The following is a 14260-nucleotide window of genomic DNA, read 5'->3' as shown; positions in this document are numbered from 1 at the left end:
TCTATTTTTAACTAAAAATCAATAAATTGAATTCCAAAATTCATTATAAGTGTAACTTCTTGACCATAGTTACGTGTTTCTGGAAGCATATACAACCTTATTGTTTTTTCATCGTAATGGGGAACAAAGCCCCGTTGTCATAAATTCCCTGACAATCAGCTTGATTATTGTTGCCTAATTTACACTGAATCTTAGGTAATTGATATTTGGTATTATCACTACAAATAGCTTGGTTATTACCGACAATACTCAAGTTAGCATTTTGAATACCACTATCAACTTGACCTAGACATTTAACTCCATCGCTACGAGTAACAGTAACTTGACCATTCCTATTTTTAAATTCATAGCTCAATTGTAATGGTTTACCTGTAGCCTTATCTTGAATACCTCCACTCACAGACCATTGTCCATTCAAAAAGTTAGTTGATCTTTGTGTTACTTGAGCTGGAGATAAAGTTAAATTATCGACTTTTTTATCTGGCTTTGCTAAGTACAAGTTACCAACTTTGTCATTTTTATTACTTAAAGTGTTTGAAACTTGATTAATACCACCATTATTTTCAATATTATTTGGTATTACATTTGAATCAACCGTATTAAGAGCATCTACTAAAACATCAGTACTAATAGGTACACCGTTGGTTTCAACTGTATACTTTGCATTATTTTTTGTGCCATTATTTACATCAATTTGCCTATCAATCACGGGATCTTTCGCCATCACCTCTTTTATATCTTGTTTTTTATCGGTTAACGAAAGTTGATTGATATTATTTTCTTTGCAATCTCCTGATGGACCGAAATATCCAATTTGCCAACATCCTCGTAACCTAAATATTGCAAATACAAGCAATAATAAAGGCAACAAACCAAGCATCCATATCAGCCAACGTTTCCAATCTATTTTTTTATCCTCTCAATTTCGATTACTGTTGATGATGAAGGGGATTATTGTAATTGTTTTAAAAACTCTTCATCAGTTAAAACTCGTAATGGTTGCATATCACTTTCACCTCTTATAACTAAAGAGGGATCAGAACGTAAACATGCTCCTCCATAATGCCCGCCTACTGTAAAGGTACATAATTGTAGATAACGATCATCAACTTTCGGCAAACACCAAAGTTCTTGGTAAATATTTTCTTGCTTAGCAAACTGCCCTACGGTTTTATCGAGAATTTGTTCTTGACTACTAACTAATTGAATATCACTTCCACGGCGCCCTGCTATTGGTTTGATGGCATAACCTTTTTTAATCAAGCTATCATTAAGTTTGAACGTTGATTCTAATAAATAACGGTGATTAGGAAATAAAGACCACAAAACAGGCAAAATAGCTTTGTTACTCGGAATAACTGTCCACAGAGGCTCAAAGACTGACACTTCAGGTCGTAAAAGCACATCAATTAACCTTACAGCATTTTCAGGATGCCAAGTACGAATTGGTAAACCGGCAATTTGAGCTTCACTTTCTTCTCGTAGTTGCTCTAAAACGGTTTCCCATGCCCATGTTTTCCACACACATGTGACTTGCCGCTCTTCATCATCGACTAATCGACCTTGCTTATCCCATCTTAACCCATTAAGTCCACGTAGAATCTTGCTATTAAACCCTGCTTGAGTTAAGGCTGTTTGCATAAACAAGGCGTGATAATTTTCCTCACTATCATTATCTTGCATGATATGAACAAAAGCTTGTGCATCGCTATGTGTCCAACAGTTAGCCAAAGAATTGAGTAAACCACAACTTGGGTTCACGCCAACATTTAATCCTGCTTGAATCGCCCACTTTTCTAATATATGTCCAGCTTCAGTATGACAAGAAGCGGAATCAGCGTTATACTCGTAAACTTTAAAACCTCGTTCATCCATACAAAAATCTAATCGTCCTGTGATCATTTGATAGCGACGTTGTTGCCATGACAGTCGGAGTCTGGGCCATAATATTTCAGGAATATTAAAATTAACTAATAAGCGATCATCTTTTAAGACTTTATCAGTAGCATGTAAATACATTAAATGTAATTCATTGGTTGCGCGAATTAATTCTTGTTCAGCACTTTCAGAAATACTGAAATAACGATAGTGATCGTCATGGCTGATTTCATGTCCTGTGGCTGATACATAGGCATTTTCAAGTGTATTTAATTCATCGAGCCACTTTTTATCAAATTGATTTTCATTTTCTATATGAGTACTGTGTATCTTCAGCAACAAATTAGATACATTGGGTTGTGGTAAACTATATTCGGTATTATCTGTTTGAATCATCCAACCAAGAATTGTTGTATCATCAAACGTATCATGCAATTGATAACCACTATCTATCCTTGTCATGGCAAGCTCACGTGTCCATTGTTGACCGATTGGCAAACGTGTATGTATCACATTTTGTTCAGCAATCCGAATTTTATCTTCAAATACTTCAGTAATAATAGCAACATGACCGGTACGATCAAAAAAGCCACCATCATCCCAAACCAATAATGCACCTGCTTCTGGGGCTCGTTTACTGCCATTGGCAAAGGCTTGTAAAGGTAAAATGGCTTCATTAATCACTTGTCTTAAAAATCGTAATGAAAATATCTCATGTGCCATGCCCACATCAGTAAATACAATACCGTGATTTAAAAATAAAAATCGCCTTGCAAATTCAACACATTGCCATTTGTATCCCATATATTCATGTCCAGAATAACTGCGAAATGAAGCATCATTAGGGTAAAGATTGGAATCTAATGTTTCATAATCAGATGAATAAATTGCAACACCGCCTGGCGCATAACCTAATAATGTTCCAAAAGATTCTTTGTTATTGGACAAAGATGACATGCTATATTAACCTTATATTTATGAACAAAATGCAAGATAGATTTATCAAGCTATGTTAGAATTTTCTTATCATAGATCAAATTATAAGCTTTAAAAAGCGATGTTTATATTTCCTAATACTTGAAGAATTATAAACCGCCTATATATATTCGTAATTCCTGGTATTCATACCAATAAAATGAACTAATAAAATGAGACATATAAAATTATGCAACAAACAAAATTAAATGAATTATTAGATTTTCCTTGTTCATTCACTTATAAGGTGATGGGAGAAGCAAAACCAGAGTTGGTTGACAAAGTCGTATCCGTGATTCAACGTCATGTACCTGGTGATTATACGCCGTCTGTCAAACCAAGTAGTAAAGGTAATTATCATTCTGTATCGATTACTATTAACGCAACACATATTGACCAAATTGAGAATCTTTATAAAGAATTAGGCGAAATTGATATTGTGAGAATGGTTTTATAATTCTTTGCTTTTTTTTAAAATTTTGTGCAAAATGTGAGCTTCATACTGCAATAATGAGGCTCTAATATGAAACCAGAAACCATTGCCATTCATACTGGCTATACACCCGAGTTAACAACCCACGCTGTTGCTGTACCTATTTATCAAACCACTTCTTATTCTTTTGACAGCACTCAACATGGCGCAGATCTTTTTGATTTGAAAGTACCTGGAAATATTTATACAAGAATTACAAATCCCACTAATGCCGTACTTGAGGCAAGAGTCGCAGCGCTTGAAGGTGGAGTTGGTGCCTTAGCTGTAGCATCAGGTATGGCGGCTATTACTTACGCAATTCAAGCAATCACTTTTTCAGGTGAAAATATCGTTTCAGTTTCTAAGCTTTATGGTGGAACGTATAATTTATTTGCTCATACATTACCTAACTTTGGTATTACAACTAAATTTGCTCCTCACGATGATCTCATCGCTATTGAAAAACAAATTGATAATAAAACTAAAGCCATCTATTGTGAAAGTATTGGTAACCCTTCTGGCAATATTGTTGATCTTGAGGGGTTAGCAAATATTGCTCATCGTCATGGTATTGTTTTAATTGTTGATAATACTGTCGCTAGTCCTGCACTTTGCCGACCGTTTGAATTTGGAGCGGATATTGTCATTCATTCGCTCACTAAATATATTGGTGGACACGGCAATAGTTTAGGTGGAATGATTGTTGACTCAGGTAAATTTTCTTGGAAAGATCATGCTGATAAATATCCAATGTTGAATCAACCCGATCCATCTTATCATGGCGTTTCATATACTGAAACATTTGGTGCGGCTGCCTATATAGCTCGCTGTCGTGTTATCCCATTGCGTAATATGGGTGCTGCATTATCTCCATTTAACACTTTTCTAATATTACAAGGACTTGAAACATTATCTTTAAGAGTTGAACGCCACTGTCATAATACTCTAAAAGTAGCTCAATATTTAGAAGCCCACCCTCAAATTAGCTGGGTAAATTATGCCGGTTTATCAAATCATCCAGAACACCACTTAGCCGTAAAACAGATAAATAATAGTTTGCCAGCTGGTATTTTATCGTTTGGTATAAAAGGAGGTAAACAAGCAGGAGCTAAATTTATTGACGCATTAAAATTAATAATCCGCTTAGTTAACATCGGCGATACTCGTTCATTAGCTTGTCATCCAGCTACCACAACACATAGACAACTTAATGATGAGGAACTGCAAAAAGCTGGGGTCAGTCAAGAAATGATTCGCTTATCAATTGGTATCGAACATATTGACGATATTATTGCAGATCTAGAGCAAGCCCTTACAGCTGCTTCAAATTGATCTTTTGTACAATATTAAAAGAGTCAGATGCTAAAAACGATCTGACTCTTTTGATGAAATCAATTATCCTAATATTTTAGCTAATTCTTTTGTTACATCAGCAACCGGCTGAGTTCCATCAATACGAAAATATTGTGTATGCCCTTCTTTAGCTTCATGTTGGTAATAACTAATCAAAGGTTTTGTTAGATCATGATATTCAACAAGACGTTTACGAACAATTTCTTCACTATCGTCTTTGCGAGTAGTCAGTAATTCTCCTGTAACATCATCAATATTTTCAACTTTTGGAGGATTATGACGGATATGATATACACGACCAGAAGCAGCATGAATGCGTCGTCCACTCATACGGTCAATAATCACTTCATCAGGTACATCAAACTCAAGTACATAATCGACATCAATACCAGCAGCCTTCATTGCATCTGCTTGTGGCACTGTACGAGGAAAACCATCTAATAAAAAACCATGACTACAATCACTTTGTGCAATACGTTCTTTCACTAGCGCTATGACCAGCTCATCGGTAACAAGTTTTCCTGCATCCATAAGTGATTTTGCTTGTAGTCCTAATGGGCTACCTGCTTTCACTGCTGCGCGCAACATATCCCCTGTTGAGATTTGTGGGATACCATACTTTTGCATAATAAATTGTGCCTGAGTTCCCTTTCCTGCTCCTGGCGCACCTAATAATATAATTCGCATTAAATAACCTCTTATAACTTTAATATAAATAGTTTTTCTATTCTGGTAAATAATGAAATATCACTTTACTACTTGATATTAAACCATCTGTTTGACATATATAATTGATCGAGCCACAGCCTTTAATCATTTGCGCACTTTGTTGGCAAACTGGACAAATATATTGTTCAATGTAATGCTGTTGGCATTTAGAACAATTAAAATGTTGAGGAGAAATAAGACTCATTTTTTCATTACAGTTCGGGCAAATACCTTCTTGTCCATGATTCACTGCTATTTTTTTTGTCATAATTTATTTTCGACCTCGAACATGTTTCATCAATCGGCGACGCTTACGTTGCTGTGATGCTGTTAGGCTATTTTTTCGACCTTCAAACGGGTTAGATCCCTCTTTAAATTGTATTCGAATTGGTGAACCCATAATTTTTAATGAACGTCTAAAATAGTTCATTAAATAACGCTTATAAGAGTCAGGTAAATCTTCAACTTGATTACCATGAATAACAACAATTGGTGGATTATAGCCACCAGCATGTGCATATTTTAGTTTTACTCTACGACCACACACCAAAGGAGGTTGGTGATCATCTTGTGCCATTTGCATGATTTTTGTTAATAGTGCAGTGTTCACACGACGCGTCGCACAATCATAAGCTTCTTGGATGGAATCAAATAAATTACCAACGCCGCTACCATGTAATGCAGAGATAAAATGGACTCGAGCAAAATCAATAAAATCGAGTCGATCATCAAGAGTCGTTTTGACTTGTTCTTTAATATCTTGTGATAAACCATCCCATTTATTAACAGCTATTACAAGTGAACGACCACTATTTATAATAAAACCAAGTAAGGATAAGTCTTGATCCGATATGCCTTCTCTAGCATCAATAACTAAAATCACCACATTTGCATCTTCAATTGCTTGTAACGTTTTAATAACAGAAAATTTTTCAATAGTTTCAGTTACTTTACCACGTTTACGAACACCTGCTGTATCAATTAAGATATACTCACGCTCATCACGTGTCATTGGTATATAAATGCTATCTCGCGTTGTTCCTGGCATGTCATATACAACAACGCGCTCTTCACCTAATATGCGATTTGTTAGTGTTGACTTACCAACATTTGGACGACCAACAATAGCAACCTTGATTGGTTGGTTTATCAATGATTGAGTATCATCAAGGATATCATCATACGATTCAGGTAGATCGTTAGATAGTTCGTCGTTAACAAAATTATTTTGTTGTTCATTTTTGAATTGAAAAATGGGTTCTAAAACAGTCTCAATTAATGAACTTACTCCTCGACCATGACTAGCTGCGATTGAGTGAATTTTACCTAATCCTAACCCATAAAAGTCAGAAATCGCAATGTCAGCATCAATACCATCAATCTTATTAGCGACTAAAAATGTGGCTTTCTGGCGCATACGCAAGTGTTTAGCGATAGCATGATCAGCAGGCATAGCACCTGCTCTAGCATCTACTAAGAAAAGCACAATATCTGCTTCTTCAATCGCTTGTAGGGATTGCTCTGCCATAAAGCTCTCAACCCCATCTTCAGTTCCATCAATACCACCAGTATCAATGACGATATATTCGTGACCTTTAATTTCAGCTCGTCCATATTTTCGATCACGAGTTAATCCGGGAAAATCAGCAACTAATGCGTCCCTAGTTCGAGTTAACCGATTAAATAAAGTCGACTTTCCAACGTTCGGACGACCAACTAGTGCTATAACAGGTACCATGTATATTCTCTAATTACCTTAATTTTTTGTAAACGCATAAATATCTCCATTTTTTGCTTGGACAATTATTTTATTGTCTACAACTAATGGTCGAGATATTAAACCACTACTACTTATTTCTGTTTTAGCAACGATTTCGCCGCTATCTTTATTTAGCAAATACAAATAACCTTCAAAGTCACCTACAATAATATAATTTTGGTAAATAACTGGATCGGTCAATTGACGATGCAAAAGGCTAGATTGGGTCCAGTCCACTGCTCCACCTTTTTTAGTGATAGCTTGAACATTATCATCTTGATCAACAATGAATATTTGTTGGGAGTCAACAGCAAAACTATGAGTTGATCCTAATTGCTTACGCCAAACAATTTGACCATTACTTAAATCTAATGCCACAACATTTCCATTATAACCAACGGAATAAACCAAATTCCCTTCAACAACAGGTGTAGAATCAACATCGTTCAATTTTGCTATTTCTGTTGAACCTGTCGGTTGAGAAATACGTTGTTGCCAAATTAATTGTCCATCGTTGATATAGTAAGCATTAACTCGTCCACTATCATCACCCACAATGGCAGCACCATGAACGACAGTTGGTGTGGAATTGCCTCGTAACGATAAAGTAGGTGCATCAAGGGTTACATCCCATAGATCTTCACCTGTATTACTGTTTAGTCCTTGTAAAATGCCGTTAGCAGTATGAATAATTAATTTATCCTGAAAAGAGACAGGTCGTGCAAGGACTTCGCCTTTTACATTTTTTTCCCAAATAACTTTACCATTATTGCGATCTAAAGCATAAACAACAGCTCGTTCACTTCCAATGTAAACGTACTTGTCATCAACACTTACTCCACCTGAAAACAAAGCTGTTTTGCTACTAAAAAAAGTACTTTGGGATAAATTTACATCCCATATAGTATGACCATTTGATAAATCAATCGCTTTAACCTGTCCACTGCGACTAGCAACATAAATTATATTATCATAACTGGCAGGCCCTAATAAGGAGTATATTTGCGTATTACCGGCTGTATTATTTCGCCATATTTGCTGAATAGGAAATTGGCTTTTCACTTTCGGTGAAGGTGAAATCTGTACAATCTCTTCTTCACCACCAAATAAAGAACATCCCGCAAGTAAGCAAATTAAAACACTGGAAAAAAAACATTTTGTTAACTTCATATTATATGACCCTTATAGCAGGATAAATTAATTTTTACTTTCTTCAGTTGCTGCTTTGTTCCCTTGTGACTCTTGTTTTTCCTTATCTTTTATTGCTTGTTCATCCTGTTTAGCTTTTAAATATTCTGCTTCGTTTAATTTCATTTTTATATTTGTTTTTAACTCATTAGTTGTTGATGAGGTCAGTGCAAGGTTATATGCATCTACCGCATCACTATAACGGTCCATCTTCACGAAGTTATCGCCACGAATATCATTTACAATTGTCATCCAACTTTTTTCTGATATCTTACTTAATGAAGTTAAACTTTCTTGATATTGTTCTTGCTGATATTGTAAACGAGCTATTCGAATATATGCGATTGCTTTAACTGGTTCTGCATCAGTTTTCTTCAAAGAGTCAGTCAGTAAAACTTGAGCTCCTTTATAATCTTTTAATACTTCTACATAAAATTTCGCCGCATTAAAGCTAGCAAATACACTATAAATAGTATCATCGTTTTTAGCAAAAGCGACTAATTCTCCGACAGAATCGGGATTAGTATTATCTAATTTCGCTATTAATTGTTCATATCTTTCTGATGATTCAATTGATTTATCTACTTTATAAGATTGCCAATAACGCCATCCATAAAAAGCTAATAAACCAATTACGATAACTGCAACAATAATTTTCCATGTTTTAGCAAGAAATTCTTTAATTTCTGAAAATTGTTCCTCAGGCGTTAATTGATGACTCACTTTTTTCTCCTATTATCCTTTATTTATAGTATAGCCAAACAAGTTTGAACAATATCTGTATTCGCAACTTCAACTTGTTCACCGCTTAGTAAATTTTTAATGGTTACTGTTTGGTTTTCTATCTCGTTTTCTCCAATAATAATCGCTATTTTAGCACCTAACTTATCTGCCTTGGCAAATTGTTTCTTAAAATTGCTGGAACCATAATTGGTGACAATGCGCTTTTCAGGTAATCCATCCCGTAATTGTTCGGCTATGCATTGTGCTGCAGAGATTGTCTTTTCATCACCTGACGAAATCATATAAATATCAATAGAATTATCAAAATTTAATGACGGATTGACCGCTTGAACTAATAAAACTAAACGCTCAACACCCATAGCAAAACCAACAGCAGGTGTAGATTGTCCTCCTAATTGGCTAACAAGACTATCATAACGACCACCTCCACAAACGGTACCTTGTGCTCCTAAACTACTTGTTACCCATTCAAAAACTGTGCGATTATAATAATCTAATCCACGGACTAATCGTTGATTAATATTGTATTTGATACCAGCATTATCCAATAAGCGACACAAACCGTCAAAGTGCTGTTTAGATTCTTCATCTAAATAATCAAACAGTTTTGGAGCTTCATCTAGCAAATCTTGTACAACAGGATTCTTAGAATCAAGAACTCTTAATGGATTAGTATACATTCTACGTAAACAGTCTTCATCCAATTTATCTTTGTGTTGTTCAAGGAAGTTCACTAAAGCATTACGATAATTTGCTCGAGCGTCAAGAGAACCAATTGAATTAAGTTCAAGAGAAGTATGCTGTTCAATACCAAGCGCCTTCCAAAAACGCGCCGTTAATAAAATAAGTTCTGCATCAATACTTGGCCCTTCAAGCCCAAAGACCTCAACACCAAATTGATGGAATTGGCGATAACGCCCCTTTTGAGGTTTTTCGTAACGAAAAGCAGGTCCTAAATACCAAAGTCGTTGTTCTTGGTTATAAAAAAGACCATGTTCAATGCCCGCACGAACACAACCTGCTGTAATTTCAGGACGCAGAGTAATGCTCTCATTATTACGATCATTGAATGTGTACATTTCTTTTTCAACGATGTCTGTAACTTCACCTACCGCCCTTTTAAAAAGTGCAGTATCTTCAACAATAGGTGTTCTAATTTCGTTATAACCATAGCTATTTAATACACCTTTAACGACTTTTTCAATCTGCTGCCAACTTGCACTATCTGTTGGAAGTAAATCGTTCATTCCTCGTATTGATTGAATTTTTTTCTCTGTCATTTGTTTATTCGCTTTCTTTTAAAATTATAATTCAGTTGTTGAAATTTTATTTTTCAACAATAATGCTTTAGCTCGGATTTTAGCTTCTAATTCGTCGATCATTTGTTCATTATCAATACGGCCTATTCGAACACCATCTTCATAAAAACCACTTTTATTATGGCCTCCAGCAACCCCCATGGTTGAAGCTAATGCTTCTCCTGGACCATTAACCACACAACCAATAATTGAGACATCCATGGGTGTAATAATATCTTCTAATCTTTGTTCCAATATATTTACCGTATTTATCACATCAAATTCCTGACGAGAACATGTAGGGCATGCAATAAAATTAATGCCTCGAGCCCGTATACGCAGTGATTTTAGAATATCAAATCCTACTTTCACTTCTTCTGTGGGGTCTGCAGCTAATGACACACGTAAGGTGTCACCAATGCCTTCTGATAATAATAATCCCAATCCTATAGCCGATTTAATAGCACCACTACGAACTCCACCGGCTTCAGTGATACCTAAATGTAGTGGCTGCTTAATTTGCTTAGCTAACAATCGATAAGCATCAACAGCCGTAAAAACATCTGAGGCTTTTACACTGACTTTAAACTGTTCAAAGTCAAGTCTGTCAAGTATATCAACATGACGCATAGCTGACTCAACAATTGCTTGTGGAGTTGGTTCCCTATATTTTTCTTGAATATCTTTTTCTAATGAACCTGAATTAACCCCAATGCGAATTGGAATATTTTTATCTTTAGCGCAATCAACAACCGCACGTATTCTTGATTCGTTGCCTATATTACCAGGATTTATCCTTAAACAATCCACACCATACTCAGCAACTTTCAAAGCTATACGATAATCAAAATGAATATCAGCAATAAGTGGAACTTTTGCTTGCTGTTTAATAAATTTAAACGCTTCAGCCGCATCCATTGTGGGAATAGAGACACGAACAATATCGACTCCAACACGTTCAAGAGCTTGAATTTGAGCTACAGTTTTTTCTACATCTGTTGTACGAGTATTTGTCATCGATTGAACAGCAATTGGTGCCCCTCCACCAATAGGAACATTGCCGACATAAATTTGGGTAGATTCTCGTCTAATAATAGGTGAATCTTGATGACTCATAACATGCCTAATTATATTACAAAATAACTAGCCAGCAATCTTAACAAGATTTAAAGCAAAAGTCTGTATAAGAATAAGAAAATTTGCTAACTATTAACATGTTTAGATAGTGATGGTGAAATATAATGACTAACTTCCACAAGATTGCTTTTATTTTCTTTATTAACATAATATAGGGTAATACCAAATGCACACAAAAAAACTAAAACAATCATAAAAAATATTTTTTTTCCATATCTTTTTTTATATTTTTGTGAATAACTTTTCATTTCATAGGATTGGTAATGGTGGGATAATTCATTAAGATAAGGTTGATATTCATCAGCAGATAATCCCACAAGTTCAGAATAAGAACGGATATATCCTCTAACAAAAACGAAAGAAGTGCGAATCAATTGTTCTTTTTCAATATCATCAATTATCGCTTTACGGACATGAATCTTATTGGCAATATCATCTTGAGTAAATCCCATTTGCTCTCTTAAATAGGCTAGCTTTCCTCCTAATGAAACGTTATCCATTATCCCCTCATGTCTATAATAATCCCGAAAGATGTCTCATTTTTACATATTTTGATAATTAATCAATTTTTTTCGCACTAAACCACTGAGTTGGCTTTGCTATTTCATCTTGTGCAGCCACCAATTGTAGTTCATATTCTTTTTGTTTTAAAGTTTCAAGCATAACAGCATACACCGCAGCAGTAGTATGTTCTAAAGCTTCTATCAATGATTTCCCAAGTAAAATATTAGCTAAAAATAATCCACTGGTCATGTCACCAACACCAACCGGTTGTCTTATACCAAAATCAACTAACGGTCTACTTATATGCCATGCTTCATTTTGAGTCACGAGTAACATTTCAAAACGATCATTATGATATCCTGCTCGGCTTAGATGCTTAACCAAAATAGCTTTTGGTCCTTTTTTACATATGGTTCGGCAAGCTAATACGGCCTCATCAACATTATTGATAGGCTGTTTTCCGTTGAGCTCTTCTAGCTCAAGTATATTTGGTGCCATAATATCTGCCATAGATAAAGCAGTATTACATAAAAATGCAGATACTCCTGGAGCAACAGAGCAACCTTTTTCAGGATGCCCCATTACTGGATCACAAAAATAAATAGCATTTGGATTAACGGCTTTTGCTTTTTTAACAATCTGAATAATGGCATCACCTTGTTCTGGTGATCCCATATAGCCACTTAGTACTGCATCGCAATGCTTTAATTCATTAATAGCATTAATTCCATCAACAATCTCAATCAAATGAGATGCAGGCATTACCGTTCCAGTCCACTTATGATATTGAGTATGATTAGAAAATTGAACTGTATTTAGAGGCCAAACATTTACACCTATTCGACGCATAGGAAACACTGCCGCACTATTTCCCGCATGACCAAAAACCACATGTGACTGAATCGATAAAATACTTTTCATGGAATTAGCTCCAAATTAATAAGCAATAATATTTTTTACCGCGGCGAAGTAAAGTATAGCGATTAAAAAGTTTATCGCTCTCTGAAAAACGATAATCAGTTGTTGTATTACGTTCACCATTAATTGAAATAGCATTCGATTCAATCATGGTTCTAGCTTGTCCTCGTGATGGTGCAAATTGGGCATTGACAATTGCTTGTTGTAAATCAACGTCACTTTCAACAACAAGGGTTGGCATACCATCTTGGGCAAGTTGTTCTAAATCTGCTTCAGATAGGTCACTTAATCGTCCAGAAAATAAGCTTTCAGTAATTCGTTTAGCTGCATTTAGTCCTTCTTCACCATGTACGAGACGAGTAACCTCCTCGGCAAGAACATATTGAGCACGAGGTGCAACACCACTATTTTTATCTTCTTCCTCTAATGCATCAATTTCATTTAATGGCATAAATGTAAAGAATTTTAAAAATCGATAAACATCAGCATCAGCAGTATTAATCCAGAATTGATAAAATTTATATGGACTGGTCTTTTTAGGATCAAGCCATACTGCACCACTTTCCGTTTTACCAAATTTAGTACCATCTGATTTTGTGATCAACGGTACAGTCAAACCATAAACTTGTTTTTGATGTAAACGACGTGTTAAATCTATACCACCGGTAATATTACCCCACTGATCAGATCCTCCAATTTGTAAAACAACATTATGAGATTTATTTAAACATGCAAAATCATACGACTGTAATAAACTATAAGAAAATTCTGTAAACGAGATCCCAACTTCATCGCGGTCAATACGTTGTTTTACAGATTCTTTATTAATCATAGCATTAACCGAGAAGTATTTACCAATATCACGTAAAAATGTCAGCACATTCATGCAACCAAACCAATCGTAATTATTGGCAACAATAGCCGATTTTTCACCACAATCAAAATCTAAAAATGGTGAAACTTGTTGTTTTATTTTTTCACTCCATTCAACAACTGTTTCTTGAGTATTAAGTTTACGCTCAACAGCTTTAAAACTAGGATCACCAATTAATCCTGTTGCACCACCAACTAAAGCAACAGGTTTATGACCTGCTAACTGAAAGCGCTTTAAACAAAGTAACGGCACTAAATGCCCTAAATGTAGGCTATCGGCGGTTGGATCAAAACCACAATAAAGCGCAATAGAATTGTGTTCAATGAGTTCTATCAGTGCTTTTTCGTCAGTAAGCTGAGCAATAAGTCCTCGCTCTTGTAGTTGTTTGATCACATTTTTTGTCATAATATTCTACCTATTAATTTTTTTACGATTTATATTTTATTATTTAA

At 35.3% G+C, this 14260-nt stretch carries 14 protein-coding genes; 2 read left to right on the top strand and 12 right to left on the bottom strand.

Annotated elements, in window-relative coordinates; genetic code table 11:
• Positions 1-97 precede the first annotated feature (97 nt).
• Both J3U13_RS04235 and gss read right to left on the bottom strand, forming a co-directional pair.
• Positions 98-886 carry an SrfA family protein gene (locus tag J3U13_RS04235; protein ID WP_267340420.1) on the bottom strand — a complete coding sequence of 263 codons (789 nt, stop codon included), beginning with the start codon at positions 884-886 and terminating at the stop codon, positions 98-100.
• A gap of 65 nt (positions 887-951) precedes the next feature.
• A complete protein-coding gene (gene gss, locus J3U13_RS04230) occupies positions 952-2835 on the bottom strand; it encodes a bifunctional glutathionylspermidine amidase/synthase (protein ID WP_267340352.1) in 1884 nt (627 codons plus the stop codon).
• Positions 2836-3043: 208 nt separating this feature from the next.
• Here gss and ybeD point away from each other — a divergent pair, with 208 nt between their 5' ends.
• Positions 3044-3310 (top strand): DUF493 family protein YbeD, encoded by a 267-nt coding sequence (ybeD, locus tag J3U13_RS04225; RefSeq protein WP_267340351.1) that lies wholly within the window; start codon positions 3044-3046, stop codon positions 3308-3310.
• 66 nt (positions 3311-3376) lie between these two features.
• Positions 3377-4657 carry a bifunctional O-acetylhomoserine aminocarboxypropyltransferase/cysteine synthase gene (locus tag J3U13_RS04220; RefSeq protein ID WP_267340350.1) on the top strand — a complete coding sequence of 427 codons (1281 nt, stop codon included), beginning with the start codon at positions 3377-3379 and terminating at the stop codon, positions 4655-4657.
• Positions 4658-4720: 63 nt separating this feature from the next.
• On the opposite strand, the gene adk is transcribed toward J3U13_RS04220, so the two are convergent.
• From adk to tyrS, 10 genes are all read right to left on the bottom strand, one after another.
• On the bottom strand, positions 4721-5365 hold the full coding sequence (gene adk / locus J3U13_RS04215; protein ID WP_267340349.1) for an adenylate kinase: 645 nt from the start codon (positions 5363-5365) through the stop codon (positions 4721-4723).
• A 37-nt stretch (positions 5366-5402) separates the two neighbouring features.
• Complete coding sequence (locus tag J3U13_RS04210) at positions 5403-5654, bottom strand: zinc-ribbon domain-containing protein (protein WP_267340348.1); 252 nt, start codon at positions 5652-5654, stop codon at positions 5403-5405.
• A 3-nt stretch (positions 5655-5657) separates the two neighbouring features.
• Complete coding sequence (gene der, locus J3U13_RS04205) at positions 5658-7124, bottom strand: ribosome biogenesis GTPase Der (RefSeq protein ID WP_267340347.1); 1467 nt, start codon at positions 7122-7124, stop codon at positions 5658-5660.
• Between the two features lie 18 nt (positions 7125-7142).
• Positions 7143-8315, bottom strand: coding sequence for an outer membrane protein assembly factor BamB (bamB, locus tag J3U13_RS04200; protein WP_267340346.1), 1173 nt, complete (start codon positions 8313-8315; stop codon positions 7143-7145).
• A 27-nt stretch (positions 8316-8342) separates the two neighbouring features.
• Entirely contained in the window at positions 8343-9056 is a 714-nt protein-coding gene (locus J3U13_RS04195; RefSeq protein ID WP_267340345.1) for a YfgM family protein, read from the bottom strand.
• Between the two features lie 23 nt (positions 9057-9079).
• Positions 9080-10357 carry a histidine--tRNA ligase gene (gene hisS, locus J3U13_RS04190; RefSeq protein WP_267340344.1) on the bottom strand — a complete coding sequence of 426 codons (1278 nt, stop codon included), beginning with the start codon at positions 10355-10357 and terminating at the stop codon, positions 9080-9082.
• Between the two features lie 24 nt (positions 10358-10381).
• Positions 10382-11491: a flavodoxin-dependent (E)-4-hydroxy-3-methylbut-2-enyl-diphosphate synthase gene (gene ispG, locus J3U13_RS04185; RefSeq protein ID WP_267340342.1), complete on the bottom strand. Its 1110-nt coding sequence runs from the start codon at positions 11489-11491 to the stop codon at positions 10382-10384.
• 86 nt (positions 11492-11577) lie between these two features.
• On the bottom strand, positions 11578-12012 hold the full coding sequence (locus J3U13_RS04180; RefSeq protein WP_267340341.1) for a helix-turn-helix domain-containing protein: 435 nt from the start codon (positions 12010-12012) through the stop codon (positions 11578-11580).
• A gap of 58 nt (positions 12013-12070) precedes the next feature.
• Positions 12071-12937: a pyridoxal kinase PdxY gene (pdxY, locus tag J3U13_RS04175; RefSeq protein WP_267340339.1), complete on the bottom strand. Its 867-nt coding sequence runs from the start codon at positions 12935-12937 to the stop codon at positions 12071-12073.
• Positions 12938-12941: 4 nt separating this feature from the next.
• Complete coding sequence (tyrS, locus tag J3U13_RS04170; RefSeq protein ID WP_267340338.1) at positions 12942-14213, bottom strand: tyrosine--tRNA ligase; 1272 nt, start codon at positions 14211-14213, stop codon at positions 12942-12944.
• Between the last annotated feature and the right edge of the window lie 47 nt (positions 14214-14260).

The sequence above is a fragment of the Gilliamella sp. B2887 genome, assembly GCF_026537015.1.
In the GTDB taxonomy this organism is placed as follows: Bacteria; Pseudomonadota; Gammaproteobacteria; order Enterobacterales; family Orbaceae; genus Gilliamella.
This window is presented reverse-complemented; position numbering and strand designations above follow the sequence as displayed.